The 17,888-nt window shown below is 64.0% G+C and carries 19 protein-coding genes and 1 pseudogene; 9 read left to right on the top strand and 11 right to left on the bottom strand.

Going from position 1 to position 17,888, the window contains the following annotated elements; genetic code table 11:
- Positions 1-20: 20 nt before the first annotated feature.
- The 4 genes from ACL02S_RS01755 to ACL02S_RS01740 are packed head-to-tail and all read right to left on the bottom strand — an operon-like array spanning position 21 to position 5,037.
- Positions 21-2,411, bottom strand: a complete 2,391-nt coding sequence (locus ACL02S_RS01755; protein WP_412800461.1) for an aerobic carbon-monoxide dehydrogenase large subunit — start codon at positions 2,409-2,411, stop codon at positions 21-23.
- Entirely contained in the window at positions 2,408-2,926 is a 519-nt protein-coding gene (locus ACL02S_RS01750; protein WP_412800460.1) for a (2Fe-2S)-binding protein, read from the bottom strand. Before ACL02S_RS01750 ends, ACL02S_RS01755 begins: the two co-directional genes overlap by 4 nt.
- Positions 2,923-3,819 (bottom strand): FAD binding domain-containing protein, encoded by an 897-nt coding sequence (locus ACL02S_RS01745; RefSeq protein ID WP_412800459.1) that lies wholly within the window; start codon positions 3,817-3,819, stop codon positions 2,923-2,925. Before ACL02S_RS01745 ends, ACL02S_RS01750 begins: the two co-directional genes overlap by 4 nt.
- Before the next feature lie 57 nt (positions 3,820-3,876).
- Positions 3,877-5,037 carry an XdhC family protein gene (locus ACL02S_RS01740; RefSeq protein WP_412800458.1) on the bottom strand — a complete coding sequence of 387 codons (1,161 nt, stop codon included), beginning with the start codon at positions 5,035-5,037 and terminating at the stop codon, positions 3,877-3,879.
- A gap of 64 nt (positions 5,038-5,101) precedes the next feature.
- Here ACL02S_RS01740 and ACL02S_RS01735 point away from each other — a divergent pair, with 64 nt between their 5' ends.
- Positions 5,102-6,058 (top strand): LysR family transcriptional regulator, encoded by a 957-nt coding sequence (locus ACL02S_RS01735; protein ID WP_412800457.1) that lies wholly within the window; start codon positions 5,102-5,104, stop codon positions 6,056-6,058.
- Between the two features lie 75 nt (positions 6,059-6,133).
- Here the strand turns inward: ACL02S_RS01735 and ACL02S_RS01730 are convergent, their stop codons facing one another.
- The gene (locus ACL02S_RS01730; protein ID WP_412800456.1) at positions 6,134-6,394 is read right to left on the bottom strand and encodes a metal-sensitive transcriptional regulator; all 261 of its coding nucleotides are present in this window, start codon (positions 6,392-6,394) and stop codon (positions 6,134-6,136) included.
- 152 nt (positions 6,395-6,546) lie between these two features.
- Between ACL02S_RS01730 and ACL02S_RS01725 the strand changes: the two genes are divergently transcribed.
- The 4 genes from ACL02S_RS01725 (at position 6,547) to ACL02S_RS01715 (ending at position 8,190) form a co-directional block, all read left to right on the top strand.
- Entirely contained in the window at positions 6,547-6,942 is a 396-nt protein-coding gene (locus ACL02S_RS01725; RefSeq protein WP_412800455.1) for a carboxymuconolactone decarboxylase family protein, read from the top strand.
- On the top strand, positions 6,890-7,120 hold the full coding sequence (locus ACL02S_RS24375; protein WP_503129040.1) for a DUF8730 family Cys-rich protein: 231 nt from the start codon (positions 6,890-6,892) through the stop codon (positions 7,118-7,120). Before ACL02S_RS01725 ends, ACL02S_RS24375 begins: the two co-directional genes overlap by 53 nt.
- A gap of 80 nt (positions 7,121-7,200) precedes the next feature.
- Positions 7,201-7,839 carry a class I SAM-dependent DNA methyltransferase gene (locus tag ACL02S_RS01720; RefSeq protein WP_412800454.1) on the top strand — a complete coding sequence of 213 codons (639 nt, stop codon included), beginning with the start codon at positions 7,201-7,203 and terminating at the stop codon, positions 7,837-7,839.
- A gap of 141 nt (positions 7,840-7,980) precedes the next feature.
- On the top strand, positions 7,981-8,190 hold the full coding sequence (locus ACL02S_RS01715; RefSeq protein WP_412800453.1) for a KOW domain-containing RNA-binding protein: 210 nt from the start codon (positions 7,981-7,983) through the stop codon (positions 8,188-8,190).
- A 67-nt stretch (positions 8,191-8,257) separates the two neighbouring features.
- Here the strand turns inward: ACL02S_RS01715 and ACL02S_RS01710 are convergent, their stop codons facing one another.
- Together ACL02S_RS01710 and ACL02S_RS01705 are read right to left on the bottom strand one after the other, a co-directional pair.
- On the bottom strand, positions 8,258-8,935 hold the full coding sequence (locus ACL02S_RS01710) for a TylF/MycF/NovP-related O-methyltransferase (RefSeq protein ID WP_412800452.1): 678 nt from the start codon (positions 8,933-8,935) through the stop codon (positions 8,258-8,260).
- 197 nt (positions 8,936-9,132) lie between these two features.
- Positions 9,133-10,386, bottom strand: a complete 1,254-nt coding sequence (locus ACL02S_RS01705) for a PucR family transcriptional regulator (RefSeq protein ID WP_412800451.1) — start codon at positions 10,384-10,386, stop codon at positions 9,133-9,135.
- Positions 10,387-10,838: 452 nt separating this feature from the next.
- Here ACL02S_RS01705 and ACL02S_RS01700 point away from each other — a divergent pair, with 452 nt between their 5' ends.
- Both ACL02S_RS01700 and gshB read left to right on the top strand, forming a co-directional pair.
- On the top strand, positions 10,839-11,990 hold the full coding sequence (locus ACL02S_RS01700) for a glutathione S-transferase family protein (protein ID WP_412800450.1): 1,152 nt from the start codon (positions 10,839-10,841) through the stop codon (positions 11,988-11,990).
- A complete protein-coding gene (gene gshB, locus ACL02S_RS01695) occupies positions 11,987-13,006 on the top strand; it encodes a glutathione synthase (RefSeq protein WP_412800449.1) in 1,020 nt (339 codons plus the stop codon). Before ACL02S_RS01700 ends, gshB begins: the two co-directional genes overlap by 4 nt.
- Before the next feature lie 50 nt (positions 13,007-13,056).
- Here gshB and ACL02S_RS24370 read toward each other — a convergent pair.
- The 4 genes and pseudogenes from ACL02S_RS24370 to ACL02S_RS01680 all read right to left on the bottom strand — a co-directional run.
- Positions 13,057-13,185 (bottom strand): annotated as a pseudogene (locus tag ACL02S_RS24370) (recombinase family protein); the annotation flags it as partial.
- 564 nt (positions 13,186-13,749) lie between these two features.
- Entirely contained in the window at positions 13,750-14,148 is a 399-nt protein-coding gene (locus tag ACL02S_RS01690) for a cold-shock protein (RefSeq protein ID WP_412800448.1), read from the bottom strand.
- On the bottom strand, positions 14,123-14,350 hold the full coding sequence (locus ACL02S_RS01685; protein ID WP_412800447.1) for an Rv3202a family protein: 228 nt from the start codon (positions 14,348-14,350) through the stop codon (positions 14,123-14,125). Before ACL02S_RS01685 ends, ACL02S_RS01690 begins: the two co-directional genes overlap by 26 nt.
- A gap of 697 nt (positions 14,351-15,047) precedes the next feature.
- Entirely contained in the window at positions 15,048-15,470 is a 423-nt protein-coding gene (locus tag ACL02S_RS01680; RefSeq protein ID WP_412800446.1) for an Hsp20/alpha crystallin family protein, read from the bottom strand.
- A 144-nt stretch (positions 15,471-15,614) separates the two neighbouring features.
- On the opposite strand from ACL02S_RS01680, the gene ACL02S_RS01675 reads away from it, so the two are divergent.
- Positions 15,615-15,965: a MerR family transcriptional regulator gene (locus ACL02S_RS01675; protein ID WP_412800445.1), complete on the top strand. Its 351-nt coding sequence runs from the start codon at positions 15,615-15,617 to the stop codon at positions 15,963-15,965.
- 558 nt (positions 15,966-16,523) lie between these two features.
- Positions 16,524-17,807 (top strand): IPT/TIG domain-containing protein, encoded by a 1,284-nt coding sequence (locus tag ACL02S_RS01670; protein WP_412800444.1) that lies wholly within the window; start codon positions 16,524-16,526, stop codon positions 17,805-17,807.
- The last annotated feature ends 81 nt before the right edge of the window (positions 17,808-17,888 follow it).

Raw genomic sequence — 17,888 nt, 5'->3', positions numbered from 1 at the left:
CGTGCTCAGCTCGTCCCTGCTCAGATAGGCGGTGCGGCCCGGCCTTGCATCGCTTCCCACACCCGCGACGGAGTCAGCGGCATATCGGCATGCCGGACTCCGAACGGCGCCAAGGCATCCACCACCGCGTTGACCACCGCCGCGGGCGATCCGACCGTGGCCGATTCGCCGATGCCTTTCGCGCCGATCGGATGGTGTGGCGACGGGGTGACCGTATGTCCGGTTTCCAGATGTGGAACCTCGAGCGCGGTGGGAATGAGGTAATCCATCAGGGAGCCGCCGAGACAGTTGCCGTCCTCGTCGAAGGCGATGATCTCCATCAACGCCATGCCGATGCCGTCGGTGATACCGCCGTGTACCTGACCCTCGATGATCATCGGATTGATCCGGGTGCCACAGTCGTCGACCGCGAGGAAGCGGCGGACCCGCACCACAGCCGTACCAGGGTCGATATCGACGACACAGAAGTACGCACCGTACGGGTAGGTGAGATTCTCCGGGTTGTAGCAGATCTGCGCGTCGAGCCCGCCCTCGATGCCCTCGGGCAGGTCACCGGCGCCGTGTGCGCGCATCGCGATCTGCTGGATGGTCACGGCCGCGGACGGATCGCCCTTGACGTGGAAGACACCCTTCTCCCATTCGAGATCGGCGACGGAGACCTCTAACATGCCGGAGGCGATGATCCGCGCCTTATCGCGCACCTTCCGCGCCACCAGTGCGGCGGCAGCGCCGGAGACCGGTGTCGAGCGGCTGCCGTAGGTGCCAAGGCCGAACGGCGTCTGGTCGGTATCGCCGTGCACCACATCGATATCGTCCGGCGGTATGCCGAGTTCCTCGGCGATGATCTGGGCGAACGTCGTCTCGTGCCCTTGCCCTTGCGTCTGCACCGACAACCGCACCACCGCTTTGCCGGTCGGATGCACCCGCAACTCGCAGCCGTCGGCCATGCCGAGCCCGAGGATGTCCATATCCTTACGCGGGCCCGCGCCGACGGCCTCGGTGAAGAAGGACATGCCGATCCCCATCAACTCGCTGCGGGCGCGTTTGTCCTGCTGTTCTTTGCGCAGGGCGGTGTAGCCGATCATGTCCATCGCCAGGCGCATGGTCTTCTCGTAGTCACCGGAGTCGTAGACCCAGCCAGTCTTGCTGGTGTACGGGAACTGTTCGGGACGAAGGAGATTGCGCAGTCGCAGTTCGGCCGGGTCCATCTTCAGTTCGTAGGCAAGACAATCGACCAATCGCTCGACCAAGTAGACGGCCTCGGTGATTCGGAAGGAGCAGGCGTAGGCGACGCCACCAGGGGCCTTGTTCGTGTAGACCGCGGTCATCGCGCAGTATGCGGCCTCGATATCGTAGCTACCGGTGAAGACGCCGAAGAAACCGGCGGGATACTTCAACGGGGCAGCAGTACCGTTGAAGGCGCCGTGATCGGCGAGCACCTTCGACCGGATGGCCAGGATCTTGCCGTCGGTGGTGGCGGCGATCTCGCCGAGCATGATGTAGTCGCGGGCGAACCCGGTGCTGGTGAGATTCTCGCTGCGGTCCTCCACCCACTTCACCGGCTTGCCCAGTACGAGCGATGCCACGATGGCACAGACATACCCTGGGTAGATAGGCACCTTGTTACCGAACCCACCACCGATATCGGGTGAGATGACCCGGATCTTGTGTTCGGGCAGTCCGGCCACCAAGGCATAGAGTGTGCGGTGGGCATGCGGCGCCTGGCTCGTCGACCACAAGGTGAGCTTTCCGGTCACCGGATCGAGATCCGCGACCGCTCCGCAGGTTTCCATCGGGGCCGGATGCACCCGCGGGTAGACGATCTCCTGTTCGACGACGATATCGGCGCGGGCGAACACCGCCTCGGTCGCGGCGGCATCACCGGTCTCCCAGTCGAAGCAGTGGTTATCGCGCTTACCTTCCAGATCGTCACGAATCACCGGCGCCTCAGGGGCCAGTGCGGCCCTGGCGTCGATCACCGGATCGAGCATCTCGTATTCGACATCGATGAGCTCCAGCGCATCACGTGCGCTGTAGTGATCCTCGGCGACCACGAAAGCCACCTCCTGGCCCTGGAATCGGACTTTGTCCGTCGCCAGTACCGCCTGCACATCATTGGACAGCGTCGGCATCCAGGCCAGCCCTTTCGCGGCCAGATCCGCGCCGGTGACCACCGCATGGACCTTCGGATGCGCTTGCGCCGCAGAGGTATCGATGCGCACGATCCGCGCATGCGCGAACGGGGACCGCAGGATCGCCATATGCAGCATGCCCGGCAACGTCACATCGTCGATATAGGTGCCGCGTCCGCGAATGAATCGTGGATCCTCCTTGCGGAGCATCGTGCCGTGACCGCACGGCTTGTGGTCGTTGTCGACCTGATCTTCGGGACGGAATTCGACGGCGGTCATGATGTGCTCCCCATCGGTGCTGTCGGGGTGGTTGGTTCGGGTTGCGCTGCAACACTGCGCTGCTTCGCAGCGGCCCACTGGATCGAGCGAACGATGGTGGTATATCCGGTGCACCGGCAGATCTGGCCCGAGATCGCCTCCCGGATGGTCTGTTCGTCCGGATCCGGGTCACGATCGAGCAGGGCACGGGCGGTGATCATCATCCCCGGCGTGCAGAATCCGCACTGCAGCCCATGGCACTGCATGAAGCCCTCCTGGACTGGATCGAGGTGTCCGTCCACCTCCAGTCCCTCGACGGTGCGCACCGCGTGCCCGTCGGCCATGACGGCCAGCATCGTGCACGACTTCACCGGTGCGCCGTCGAGCTCCACCACGCAGGTGCCGCAGTTGCTGGTATCGCAGCCCCAGTGGGTTCCGGTGAGCCGCAAGTGCTCGCGGAGGAAATGCACGAGCAGGGTACGCGGTTCGACCTCCGCGGTCACCGGCTCGCCGTTGACGGTCATGGTCACCTTCATGGCTTTCCCTTCTCCGGCGCTGAATCATTCGATATCCGCTCGACCGCGGTGCGCAGCACCCGAACCGTCAGTTCGGCTGCGAGATGGCGTTTGTAGTCCGCACTGCCTCGGGCATCGCCGACCGGTGCGCATGCCGCGCTCGCCCGGCGACCTGCTTCGGCGAGCACCGCTTCGTCGGGCGGCGCACCGAGCAGGGCATCCGCCGCGGCAGCGAGTCCGGCGGGATCGGGGTCGACCGCGGTCAGGCCGATCCGCGCGGCCGCGATGGTCCCGTCGCGCAGGGTCACCGCGGCACCTGCCGCCACGATCGCCCAGTCACCGACCCGGCGCTCCACTTTCGCGTAGGCGCTCGATGTCCGATGCCGTACCGGAATCCGGATCTCGATCAGCATTTCGTTATGCGATAAAGCGGTTTCATACGGTCCGAGCAGGAACTCGTCCATCGCGATCTCCCGGTCACCGGACGGTCCGCGCACCAGGCAGGTGGCGCCGAGCACTGTGCACACCGTGGTGAGATCTTCGGCGGGATCGGCCTGGCACAGCGAACCACCGATCGTGCCGCGGTTGCGTACGAGCGGATCGGCGATCACGCGCTCGGCATCCCGGAAGATCGGGCATACCGCGGCCAGTTCGTCGGATTCGAGTACATGCCGATGCCGGACCATCGCGCCGATGCGCACCAGCGTCGGATCGGTGACGATATATCCCAGCTCGGCAGCCAGGTCGTTGATGTCGATGAGATATTCCGGAGCGGCCAGGCGTAGCTTCATCATCGGCAGCAGGCTGTGCCCTCCTGCGATGAGGCGCGCCTCCTCCCCCAGTCGATCCAGTAATCCGATGGCGTGATCCACGCCGGTCGCACGCTCGTATTCGAAAAGCCCAGGAACTTGCATGTGATCCACCTCACATAAGCGGTAGGAAGTTCAGCCTCACTCCCACCCATGCACGCGTCAAGACCGAGTTAAGGAATCACTTAATTCGCCGTTCGTGACCTGCTCATGGTGAATACGACCGGTGGTGTGCGTCAGTGGGCGGCCTTGTCCACCCCAGCGGCGCGCGATGATCTCGGCCGCGATCGACACCGCTGTCTCCTCTGGTGTCCGCCCACCCAGATCCAGCCCGATCGGGCTGGCGAGCCGAGCGAGTTGTTCCTCGGTGAGGCCTGCCTGGCGCAACTGGGACAGGCGCTGATCATGTGTCCGGCGTGACCCCATGGCACCGATATAACCGAGCTCCGGTGCGCGCAATGCCACCTCGAGCAGCGGAACATCGAATTTGGGGTCGTGGGTCAGCACGCAGACGACCGTCCTCGTATCGACCGCGCCTGCTGTGATCTGCGCGGCCAGGTATCGATGTGGCCAGTCGACGACGACCTCGTCGGCGGTCGGGAACCGGGCGGGGGTAGCGAAAACCGGCCGCGCGTCGCACACCGTAACCCGGTAGCCGAGGAACGAGCCCTGGTTGGCGATGGCGGCGGCGAAATCGATCGCCCCGAACACCAGCATCCGTGGCTGCCTGGCATAACTGGCGACGAAGACCGTCATCCCCGTACCGCGACGTTGTCCGTCCGGGCCATAGGACAGTACTTCGCTGCGCCCCGCCGCGAGCAGCCCACGGGCATCGTCGATCACCGCATCGTCAGCGCGTACCGATTCCAGGGTGCCGTGCGCCGTATCCGGCCGGATCAGCAGACGTCGCCCTACCCGTGTGGTGTCGACGTGCTCGATAACGGTCGCGACGGCGACCGGCCGGTCGGCGGCGATATCCGCGGCGACCGCGCCGAGTTCGGGGAAGCTCTCCCGCGAGATCGCCTCGACGAAAACATCGATGACACCGCCACAGGTGAGACCGACGGCAAAGGCGTCGTCATCGGAGAAGCCGTACCGCTGCAGCATCGGACGACCGGTCCGGACGACATCGGTGGCGAGCTCGTAGACCGCCCCTTCGACACAGCCGCCGGAGACCGAACCACTGACCGTTCCGTCCGGGGCCACGACCATAGCGGCACCCGGCGGCCGCGGTGCCGAGCGGAAGGCCCGCACCACCGTCGCGACCCCGGCGACGCCCCCGGCATTCCAAGTTGTCATCACATCCGTGAGCACGTCCCGCATGATGCGTCCTCCCGGCACGACGCTACATCAGACGCCGCGTCTACCACCAAAGTAGACTTCGAATGTGACGCCCGCCCAGCTTCGGGCCTACTCGACTGTCGTGCGGCTCGGCTCCGTCCACGCGGCGGCCAGAGAGCTGGGGATGTCCGATGCCGGTGTCTCCACGCATATCGCCCAACTGCGCAAAGAGCTCGACGACCCCTTGTTCACTCGCGTGGCGGCAGGTCTGAGCTTCACACCGGGTGGGTTGCGGCTGGCGGGCCGGGCAATCGAGATTCTCGGGCTGCAGCGGCAGACCGCTCTCGAAGTGAGTGCGGCGGCACACGGCAGGCGGCTACTGCATATCGCGGCCTCCAGCGCGTTCGCCGAACATGCCGCACCCGGCCTCATCGATCTGTTCGCGGCGCGGGCGCGGGATCTTTCTGTCGAGTTGAGTGTGCACCCGACCAGCCAGTTCCGTGACTTGCTGGAAAGCCGGGTGGTGGATATCGCGCTGGGACCGGGACTGGACGACATCGGCACCACTGTCACCGCACGGCCATTCCTGAAATACCAGATCATCGCGGTCACGCGCCCGGAAAGCCCGCTGGCGGACACCGCGGCGCCTCCGGCGCTGCTGCGCGAACAACAGTGGATGCTCGGCCCCAGCGCGGGCAGTGTCGACGGGCGCATCGCGACAATGCTGCGCGAACTGGCCATTCCCGAATCGCAACAGCGGATCTTCCAGAGCGACGCCGCCGCTCTCGAAGAGGTCCGCCGAGGTGGGGGCATTACCCTGACCATCGGCTTCGCCGTTGCCTCCGACCTCATGGCCGGTCGCTTGCTCCACCTCAAAGGCCCCGGTCTGCAGATAGCCGACGAATGGTGCGCGACTACCCTGCCACCCGAAACCCGCCAACCCTCGGTCGCGGAGCTGCTGCGGTTCATCACCACCCCGCGCTGTATTCAGGCGATGATTCGCGGGACCGGTGTCGGTGTCACCCGGTTCCGCCCGAAAGTTCATGTGACGCTGTGGAGCTGAGCATGGACAGCACATGGCCCCGCGTGGTGTGCCGCTCACCTCCCGGTAGTGCACCCGAGGTGATCGCCGCCGGTATCAGGCCAGCGCGAGGAACAGCTTCTCCATCTTCTTCGTGTCGACACTGTCCGGGCCGCCGTTGCTGAGGCAGTGTTGGAGCCCGGTGGCCACGAGCGCATAACCACTGCGACTGAGCGCCTTGTTGACCGCGGCGAGTTGCATGAGCACGTCCTCGCACTCCGAGCCCTCCTCCATCATGCGGATGACAGTGGCGAGGTGTCCGTGCGCCCGCTTCATGCGCATAGTCACCGCCTTCACATTCTCGGGTTCCAGCCGCATCCTCTGCTCCTCTACCGCACCGGTTGTGGCCGGTATCGGCGTCGATCGTGTGTGCTACGCGACGATTGTATATCCCCCTGGGGGGATGCTACCGTCGTCGCCATCCCCCCGGGGGGATCCAAGACTGTCGACGCGATCCAAAGGAACACTCGATGTCATCACCTACCGAACACCTGCACACCAACGGCCACGGCAGAGCAGTACTTCGCGAACTCGCCCCGCTACACCGCGAACTCCGTCGCGCCATCCCCGATGTCTACAAGGGCTTCGGTGAGCTCAGTAAGGCCGCTTTCACACCGGGCGCACTCGACCGCAAAACCAAGGAGCTGATCGCGATGGCCATCGGTGTGGTCGAAGGCTGCGACGGTTGCATCGCCTCACACGGGCAGGCCGCCGCGCAGGCCGGAGCCACCCGTCAGGAAGCGGCCGAGGCTATCGGCGTCACCTTCCTCATGCACGGCGGACCTGCCACCATCTACGGTGCCCGCGCTTACGATGCCTTCTGCGAATTCGCCGATGCCGTCGAAGCGGTCGACGGCCCGGCCTGAGCACTCCGAGGAGAGAAGCAGCATGTGTCACCCCGTCCCCTGTAAGTCCTGCGGTAAGACCACCTGGTCCGGCTGCGGCCAGCACATCGCACAGGTGAAAGCTGTTGTTCCCGTAGACCAATGGTGCGAAGGCCATACCGAAGACACCAGCAGACTGCGCCGAATCTTCAAACGGTAGGCGCCGAAACGGCTGATGGTCTCCCGCAGCCGGGTGCCGCGCAATCCTCGCCCACGGATTCGGGTTTAGTGTGGTGCACCATGACCGGGCCCTCGTCCTACCTGAGTACCGTCACAGCGGCGTACGACTCCGTAGCAGTACGTTACGCCGAGTTCGTTCGAGACGGGCTGGCCGGTCTTCCGTTGGATCGCGGTGTGCTTGCCGCATTCGCCGAGTACGTGCGTGCGGCAGGCGCCGGCCACGTCGCCGAGTTGGGTTGTGGCCCCGGCTATGTGGCGGCATATCTGCGGGATCTCGGACTGGATGTCTTCGGGGTCGACCTCTCGCCTGCGATGATCGATCTGGCCCGCCAGGCGTATCCCGGCCTACGTTTCGAGGTGGGCTCGATGGCGAATCTGGACATTGCCGATAACGCATTGAGCGGCATCGTGTCCTGGTATTCGGTCATACACACCCCGCCGGAGGAGCTACCGTCGTACTTCACCGAGTTCCGTCGAGCACTCTCCCCCGGCGGCCATCTGCTGATCGCCTTCTTCGAGTCCGAGGGCGGTCCGACAACACCGTTCGACCACAAGGTGACCACGGCATTCCGCTGGCCGATCGACGAGCTCGCCGGCCTCCTCGGCCGGGCAGGGTTCGCCGAAGTGGGCCGGATGCTGCGTGAACCGGGTGAGCAAGAACGTTACCGTCGTGGCCATCTGCTGATGCGCAGACTGTGAAGTTCTGTGCTTCATGCGCATGCCACCCGACGGCGACAGCGTGCCTACGACACGATCTGTGCCACTCGACGGGTGTAGCCCGCACACGGCGATCATCCCGCTGCACCACATATACGGATACGGCCGGATTACAGTGACGGCATGGGGTTTACAGAGTTCGCGCCAGGCGATGTCGTCTCTTTTTCGGAGGGGCCGTTCCGTGGCATCTGCGGGGTGGTGCGGGAAGTCGATCCTCGCAGCGGCACGTTACGTATCGAGTTCAACGAAGGTCTCACCCACCGTGAAGGAGGCGTGTTACGGGGACGGTGGCACAGCCTGACCGCCGGATTCGACGAGGTCGAGCTGGCCTGACCCGACGAGGTGGCCACGCCGCCGTCCTGGCCCGCCGTAGGTGCCACGACGGTCTCGTTCACCGACGTCAGGTTATCCGGGCGACCACTTGTTCGAAATACTGATTATAGGCAAGGAACTCCGCCCGCTTCCCGGTCCGGTGCAGGAATTCCCGAAATGCCTTGAACTCGTGTTCCTCGGCTCCCAGATAATTATAGAGTTCATCGAACACGATCACGCTGCCCGGTACGATGTTATCGCCCAGCTGGTCGAAGACCTCTTTTGTGGACGAATAGATATCACAATCTATATGCAGGAAGGCGATGGGGGTGGATTTCAGGACTTGACGTTTGAACTCCGGGAGGGTTTCTTGGAACAGCCCCTGCACCAGAGTTGTATTGTGGAGAACCGGTGGCAGCCATCCGTCTGCGATGATGCCGAAAGTTCCCCGAGGAACCGGGATATCGCCACGAGTCCATTGTTCGGGGAGTCCTTCGAAGGAGTCGAACCCCCATATGCGTTGCTCCGGGTTGAGCGCGGCGATGAAATTTATAGTTCTTCCTGTGCATACGCCCATCTCCAAGAATGCCCCGCGAAGAGTAACGTGATCGGAGCCGTACTTGAGGACGGCGGCATCAGTGTCCAGAACTTTCGCCTCACGAAAGTATTTCTCCACCATCGCGCGCGCTGCCGGCGAATCCCGATAATCCTTGTCTCTCGGGAAGAAGTTCAGGACCTGACGCCCTTCGTACCACTCGCTGTCCATGCGAGGAAGGTTTATCAATTGTTCCCATTGGAATCGGGTGCTATTCGTAGAATTCAATTCCATGAACGATCCCTTCTCGCATTGATCAGACTTTCCATAAGTAGTTCGATTGGCAGTATCCAGGCTGAGGTGCTCGAAGAGAACCGCACGCCGCAACGCGCTCTCCGCAATTATAGAATGCACATCCAAAGAGCACCTCAATTCCCTCGGATCGGACCATGAGTAACCTCACCGGCCCTATCGGCCAGAGGAAACCACCGGCCGAGTTCCAGTGCCAGGGCAACAGCCAGGCGCCGCTCGGCGGGCGGGTATCCCAGTAAGGTCGTGGCACGCTCGATGCGCTTGAGAATCGTGTTGCGGTGGGTGTGCAGCCGCTGCGCGGTACGCGGTGCGTTGTCGGCTTCCGCTAAATACACTCGCAGCGTTTCCCGTAGTCGGCGCGCAACCGGAGTATCCGCGGCGAGCGGGCCGAGGGTGGACTCGACGAACTGCTCGGCACGCCTGCTGTCGACGCCCGCCAGCGCGGCGACCTCGAGGTCTTGATACATCGCGAACCTGCCCGCGTCCGGCTTTCCGACGAGCAGCCGGTAGACAGCCAGTGCGTCATGATGACTGCTGCGGAAGCCTTCGATGCCGTCACGGGTCGGTCCGATCGCTATCCGCACCGAGGGATCGATATCGGCGCATACGTCCGCCATCGCCCTCGGGTCGGCCGGGCCGGAGGTGGCGATCCACACCCACGACACCGAGGTGCCCGCACTGACGGTCAGCGGCTGTGGCGCGTGGATTGCGCGGGCCAGGCTCATCGCGGCCATATCGAGGTCTCGTTGCGAACCGTGCTCGGTCCACACGATGGCCGCGGTATGCCTGGCCCGAATGTCATAGCGCAGCCGTCGGGCGATCACACCGTCATTAGGGGGTGCGCCTTCGAGAATGAGACGGACGATTTCGCCACGCCGGGCGATGTCTCCGGTGAGGATCGCTTCGCGTTCACGCTGAATCTCTGCAAGCACCCGCCCGAGCAGATGATTGATATAGCTGTGCTGCACCTGCAGGGAACGGTCGAGCACGGTGATCAACTCTTGCCTCGGTCCGACGATCTGCGCGGTGATTTCCATCCAGCGCTGCCAGGTGATCCGCTGCGCCACCCGATACACCTGGATAGCGACTTCGATATCGATGCCGCGATGCACCAGCGCCCGCGCGTTGTCCAGAACCTCCGGTGGCACGTCCGGCATCGGCAGGTCGTCGTGATGCCGCACCGCGACCAGAAACCGGCGCAGACTCGCCGACATCCCTATTCGCATACCGGTCGCGAGTATCGGGTCTGCCGTCATACTCGGTGCTTCTGCCCGCAGCGCCTGGTAGATCTCCTGTTCTATGTCGGTCAACTGAGCTTCGAACTGGTCGGCCACTGCCTCCAGCAGCTGTGTTGTCGGCAGATCACGCACAGTCCGAGTGTGCCACCGCCCATACAGGAAGGTCGAGATCATGGCCGGTGCCGCGCTCACCGACAGTGCGTGCGGACAGTGTGCAGCGACCGGTCGGTCGCGGGCCACGCGGATATCCGCAGTGGTTGGGATTCGACTGCAACGACCGAGCAGTTCGGGGGCACTGGACGAGTCGGAGCCCGCGGAAGAGGGCAAAGTACGCGCTGGTGTGCGACCGCACAGTGCCGAGCCACAGAAATGTGCGCGCGACCATAGAACCGGACGCGGGTACGTACATAGTCTCGTTCCCACCTTATGAGAAAGGGCTGTCCCATTCCATTTCCAATTCCCGCTACAAGCCATCGAGTAATGGATGTATCCATATCGGACGGCGCATTCGGCCGGGGCACGACATTCGGTTTTCCTATGCGTGCGGAGTGCATAGCGGCGCACCGGAACCGGAGGTGAAACCTATGAGTGATCGCTACAAACTCTATGTCTCCGATGTGTCGTACTTCAGCGGCAAATTCGAGGCTTATCTGCGCTATAAAGGCATCCCGCACGAGCGGATCCAGGTCAACATCGAGACCACTCGAAATGTCCTGCTACCGGCAACAGGCTTCATGAAGATACCGGCGATGCAATGCCCCGACGGCAGCTGGCTCAAGGATACGACACCGATGATCCAGTGGCTGGATCGCAAGCATCCGGTCTACCCCGTCTATCCGGAAGACCCTGCGGCGCGTTTCCTCGCGCTACTCGTCGAAGATTACGCTGATGAGTGGATGTGGCGGCCTGCGATGTATTACCGCTGGCGATTCGCCGATTCGGCCCGGCTGCTGCGTGCCAGGATAGGACGTGAATTCTCGCGTGGCACTCGCCATCTCGCGCCGATAGTAAGCGCATATTTCCACTGTCGGCAATACCTGGTCTTCGTATACGGCGACGGCGTCCGCCGCCACAATGAAGCGGCGGTGCAAGATGTCTACCTGCGCACCCTGCGGCAACTTTCCGATGTACTCGCGTCACGACGTTTTCTGCTCGGCGCCCGGCCCAGCATCGTCGATTTCGCGTTCTTCGGTTCGATGTTCCGGCACTTCGCGCTCGATCCGGTGTCCGCGGAGATCATGATCGACACCGCACCCGCGGTGTATGCCTGGACAGCGCGTCTGTGGAATGCGCGGGGTGAGCGCGACGGCGACGGCGAGCTGGACGACTTCTCCTCAGCCGAATGGGACAGCGTCTTCGCCTCCATCGCAGAAGAGTATCTGCCGTACCTCGACCGCAATGCCGAAGCCTATACGCGGGGTGAACGGCACTTCGATCTGCGACTCGGTGCGGCGCGCTACCCGCGTATGCGGGTCGTGCGTTATCGCGTCGCATGCCGTGAGCAATTGCTGAAACAGTACGCCGCGCTCGATGAATCGACTAAAGATATTGTGCGGCAAAGGCTTTCATGCAGTGATATCGCACACTGGCTGGACACGTCCGGGATCGTCGACTCCGGTCTGAGCAAAGAGTTCGAGATGCCGCTCGCGCATCGCTATCCCGCTCCGCGTGGGCTCTACTGGCTGAAGACGAATCTAGGCACGCCCTGGGATATGCCGAAACCACCGATCACATGAGAACCATCCGCCCCTACGATTTCGTCTTCATCATCGATCCACTCGAGACACTCGTTCCCGCCCACGACACCTCGGTCGCTTTGATGGAGGCCGCCCAATCGGCCGGTCACCGGGTGCTGGTCACCACCATCGCCGATCTGGCCCTCACCGCCGGGCAGGCTACTGCCCGTTGCCGCGAAATCCGGCTCCGGCTCGCTGTGGTATTCGAGGATGCCCAGGTCACCGATACCGACTGGTATATCGCATCGCCACCGCGGCGAATCCCGCTGAACACCGCCGCCGCGGTATTCATGCGCACCGACCCGCCGGTAGAGGCCCGCTATCTGCGCGCCACATTCATCCTCGACTTCGTCGACCCGGCCACCACACTGCTGATCAACTCTCCGGCCGGGCTGCGGGCGGCGAACGAGAAGATCTTCGCGCTACGCCTACCCGAATTCGTCCCCGAAACCGTGGTTTCCGCTGACCGGGAGGAGATCGTCCAGCTCGTCCGCCGATGGGGCAACGCTGTCCTCAAACCCACCGACGGAATGGCCGGACGTGGCGTTCTGCTGCTGCGTAGTGACGATCCCAACCTACGCTCGCTACTGGACACCGCTACTGTGCGCGGCCGGGACCACGTCATCGTGCAGAAATACCTCCCTGCCGCAGCCGAGAGCGGAGATCGGCGGGTCATCGTGCTCGATGGTGCACCCATCGGGGCACTGCGACGACTCGCAGGCGCGGAAGACTTCCGGTGCAATATGGCCGCAGGCGCGCGGGTGCGAGCGGACACCGTCCGCGACCGAGACCGTGCGATCTGCCGCCGACTCGGCCCCGAATTGGTTTCGCGTGGATTGTATTTCGCGGGCATCGACATCATCGGGGACATGCTCATCGAGGTCAACGTCACCAGCCCCACCGGGATTCGGGAAATCGACGCCCTCTCGGGTACTCGCCTCGCTGCCGAGGTCATAGATTGGGTCGGCAGGCAGTGCGCCGCCCGGGAACGGGCCCGATCGACCCCATCGACCTGAACTGCCTCAGCCTCTTCAGCGAAGACGGAAAGCAGCGCCTGCTCTGGGGAGAACCCGGTGTCGATGAAAATCCGTTCGCTCGGAACGCCGAGTGCAAGCAGTTGGTCGGTTTGGATCTCGGCGTCTTGTTCGTCTGTGGAGCAACGGCAGTATCCGATGCGGGACGGTGCGCGGAACACCTCTACGTAACACCGGTGAGCTGGGTCGGACTGCTGTGGCCATGGTGTTCCGTTGGTGGTTCGGCAAACGGAACACCACGAAGCGTTTCACCGGGCAATCGAATGCTGCCTCGGATTCGGTAACCAGTTCCCATTGGTACTCCGGCCCGACCGGCTGTGGTCGAGCCGAAGTTGGGTCAGTGCGCGGTGATTGCGCTTGCGGCCGGTCGGGTGCGGCGTAGGTAGGGGTTTCGGGCGTGAGGATGACGGGGGTCAGGGGATCGAGGTGCGGCCGGATCGGCGGGCATGGCAGGCTGCATGATTGTGTCCCACCAAGGGCGCAGGGGGCTGGGTTCGGGCCAGTACACCACGGAGGAGTCGTCGGAATCGGTTGCGGCAGAAGATATCCGGTGTGCCGGTGTGCGAGAGTGCCGGTGGCCGGTGGCCTGGGTCGGGTGTGTGGAAGTCATGGCGATCACCAGAGTCGGGATGTGTTGGGGAGGAGCCGTGATGCGGTTGCGTCTGCTCCTGCTACGGGTTGGTTGTCTGTGCTGACGGGGTCGGCCACCGCCGTTGGTGTCCGGCTCATGCGGCGCGCGTACGGTAGCGGGACCGATACGGCCGACCAGGTCGGGTTCGTTGGCGCGGTCGGCCGGTGCCCGGCGTGGGTATGGGCAGGGCGCTGGTGGTGCGCGTGTAGGGCACGACGCGGGTGGCTTCGGGGCCGCGCGGGGTGTCGGTGGTAGTGAACACTACCGGTTGCCCGGCGGTGAGGGTTTTGAGTCCGGGGACGTCGATCACCTGGTAGTCCACGAACACCGCTGGACCGGTATCGGGTGTCAGGAACCCGAAACCCTTCTCGGTGTTGAACCAGGCGACGTGGCCGTGCTGCCAGCGCGGCAGCTGCTGTGCGTCGTGGGTGTGGGGCTCGCACCGGGAGGTGGCGAGGATTGGGCTGTCAGTCGGCACTGTGGTGGTCGTCATCGTAGTCCAGTGGGGTGATCCAGGCTTGGTCGATACGGTCGGTGAGTGCGGCGTGCTCGAACGCGCCGCGCACAGTTTCCGGCGGCGGTGCCAGCGCGGTCGGATCCAGTCCGGCCTCGCCGTCACTGTCGCGGACGAGAAGGTTCTGTTCGGCACGGTCGAAGTCGCTGCCTGCTTGGGCGAAGGTCGCGATGCTGCTCATTGCTCTCCCTTCCTCTTGTGTCGATCGTGGTCGATGAAGTGAAGGGCCGGGTGAGCCCGGAAGGACCACAGCCGACCGGGCTCACCCGTTGACGGTAAGGAGTCTGAACAGGACTTCGCTGTGAGGTGGGTGTTCTCACGTGGGCCGACGAACCCGTGCCCTGCCTGCCGGGTGCCACTCGCGGTGGCTGTGCACGCGCGGACCGAAAGTATTCGGTGAGGCGCTGGTGCCGGTGCGCGGTCCGGGAAACGGCCGTCGGCCCTTGATCGCGAGAACATTTGTGTAGGAGAACATTTCGTATGGTCTGCGTTGTTCATCGATGTGTCTGACAGGCATCACCTCGCTCTAACTGTTCGTCGAATACCGCGTCGAGCCGGGTTTGGACGCGCTGCGGGCGGGCCGCGTCCTCGACCCTGCGTGAGGCAGGGCCGGTGACCGTGGTGCCACATGGTCGACCACCGGCAGTCCGGCTGTGGCCGGGGTGTGCGAGGTTCGCGTCGCGGCGGGCAGTCCCAGCGGTTGCGGGCCCGGCACAGGATGTCATCGATCTCGGCGAACAATTCCTCGAGATCAGGATCCAAGCCCAACAGCCGGGAATCCAGCCACGACAACTCCTCGACAGTCTCGCTCGGCGCGAGACCGGTCGCGTCATTCGTCACGAAGATCATCACAGGGCCTTCCCGTGATGCCGCCGAGCTCAGGCGTTGATGGCCTGGCGCTCGCCGTTGTGGTGGACGATCTCGATCTTGCGGGGTTTGGCCTTCTCCGCTACCGGGATCAACAGGCGCAGCACCCCGTCGCGGTAGTCCGCGCGGATAGCGTCGGTGTCGAGGTTCTCCCCCAGGAACAGCTGGCGGGAGAACACCCCCCGGGTGCGTTCCGCGGCGATCATCGACCGGTCCTGGTCCAGCTGCGGGCGTGACGCCTTGACGGTCACCACGTTGCGTTCGATATCCAAGTCCAGGGATTCTGGGTCGATGCCGGGCAGGTCGAGTTCGACGTAGAAGTCATCGCCCTCGCGCCAAGCGTCCATCGGCATGACTGCCGGGCGGGCCGATGTGCCGAACATCTGCTGGGTCAGGCGATCCAGATCCCGGAACGGATCGGTGCGCATCAGCATGGTCGCCACCTCCACTCACTCCATTCTCTTTCAAAGGGTCTCAGATAATCTATGCCATCTGACTTAGATTTGTTTTAGCATTCTAGAGAGCAAAGCGCAAGTGTCATGCTGAGGTAATCTAGTGGTATTGAGAAAAGGAGCAGGATGCTGGATCGGCACGACCCCCTACCCGGCCCAACCAGTGATCACCGGCCGGCCCCAGAGCAGGCGGTGTACGGGATCTCGGTAGCCGCCGAGCTGGCCGGGATAGGGACGCATTCGCTGCGCCTGTACGAGCAGCACGGCCTGATCACCCCGGCCCGCAGCGCCGGAGGGACCCGCCGCTACAGCGACGACGACCTGGCCCGGTTGACACGCATCGCCGCGCTGGCCGACCAAGGGATCAACCTCGCCGCGATCGCGCGGATCCTCGACCTCGAAGACACCAACACCGCACTACGCCACTCCAACGCCGCGCTCACCGCCGAACGCGACCGGCTCCGCGACACATCATGACCACCACATCCGAGCGGATCGACCCAGTGGTGCACGACATCGCCCATGACCTGGCCACCCTGCGGCCGGCTCGAACACATCCAGCGCCGGCGCCAGTTCACACTCGCCCGCACCGAGGCCATCGACACCGACCCGCGCGCCGAGATCACTACGTTGGCCCACCTTTGTGGGCGTAGCTGGCGCGGCGCATTGCTCCGTACTCCTCGAACGTCGCCGACGCGTTCTGACGAGCCTACTCCGACAGCTTGCCGAACAGCAGCGACGCGGTCGCGTTCCCGAACTCAGCCGCAACAGATCGGCGGAGCGCCTGCCCCCCGCACGAACACATCCCCGGTCCGCAGCCCGTCCCATAACCCAGATCTGACGCGCGACAGGTGCAGCTGTCGGCGTCGCGTTCGGGCCGTGAAACCATAGAAAAACAGACGGTATTCGTTGTGGAATCGCTATCGGGGATGTGTTGCGGTGCCACCGCCTGTGGTGGGTTACTGGAGAGAGCGATGCCGCCACTGTGTCGACATCCGTTGCGGAACAATCTCTTTCCTGGTCCGGAGGCCCTCGATGGCACCTGTGCTCACCTCACTCGACCCCAGTTTCGGCCCTCCTGCTGGTTTGAACACGGTGGTGCTCAGCGGGAGTGGGTTCGCCGGTGCCGGTCCGCTGACCGTGCGATTCGGGGCGACGGCAACCACATTCACCATTGTTTCCGATACCCAGATCAACGCCATCGCCCCGCCGGGTACCGGCACGGTCGAGGTCACCGTCGCCGCGGCACTGGACGGTACGAGTAATCCGCTGCCCTACACCTACGGCGGTTCCGGCCTGCTGTTCTTCACCGATAGCACTGCGAGTGTGTATTCGGTGCCGCAAACCGGTGGCACCCCAACCCTGCTGGCGACCGGCCTGAGCATTCCCCGAGGTCTTATCCGGGTCGGTGGGCTCCTCTACATCTGCGAGTTCGGGGCCGGGCGGGTATCGACGGTGCCGGTCGCCGGGGGTACACCGACCCCTCTGGTGACCGGACTGTCAATCCCCGTGGATATCACCGTCTCCGGTAGCACCTTGTTCATCACCGACTTCGGCACCGATCAGGTGCTGTCGGCGCCGATCACCGGTACCGCGACCCCCACCGTGATCACCACCAGCCCTCCCGCCGTGTTCGGGATCACTGACGGGGTGTCGACGCCATCGGTGTTCGCGCCGTTCGCGCCCGCTGTGGCGGCGCCGGTGCTGACTTCGCTCACTCCGAGTTTCGGCCCGCCTACCGGGGGCAATACGGTGGAAATCGTCGGAAGCGGATTCGCCGGTGCCGGTCCGCTGACCGTGCGGTTCGGGGCGACGGCGACGACGTTCACCATTGTTTCCGATACCCAGATCAATGCTATCGCCCCGCCGGGTACCGGTACGGTCGGTGTCACCGTCGCCGCGGCACTGGACGGTACGAGTAATGCGCTGCCCTACACCTACGGTGGCTCCGATCGACTGTTCTTCACCAATTTCTTGGCCTTCCCCGACGGCCGGGTGTCGGCGGTATCGCAGACCGGAGGCACCCCAACCCTGCTGACGACCGGACTGAGCGCTCCCCTGGGTCTCGTCCGGATCGGGGAACTCCTTTACATCTGTGAGTTCGGGTCCGGGCGGGTGTCGACAGTCCCGGTCACCGGGGGCGCACCGACCTCTCTGGTAACCGGACTGTTGCTCCCTACGGATATCATTGTTTCCGGTGGCACCTTGTTCATCACCAACCAAGGCACCAGTCAGGTGTTGTCGGCGCCGATCACCGGTACCGCGACCCCCACCGTGGTCGCCATCAACCCGAGCGGTGTATTCGGGATCGCGACATGAGTGGCGGCCCGGTGGCTGAACTGTACGGCACGGCCGAAATGCTCTTGGACCGTTGTCGAATGGTCTGGTTGGGTCGCCCGT

The sequence above is a fragment of the Nocardia spongicola genome, assembly GCF_047200775.1.
Taxonomy (GTDB): domain Bacteria; phylum Actinomycetota; class Actinomycetes; order Mycobacteriales; family Mycobacteriaceae; genus Nocardia.
Note: the sequence above shows the minus strand (reverse complement) of the source record. Positions and strands in the feature narration are given on the sequence as shown.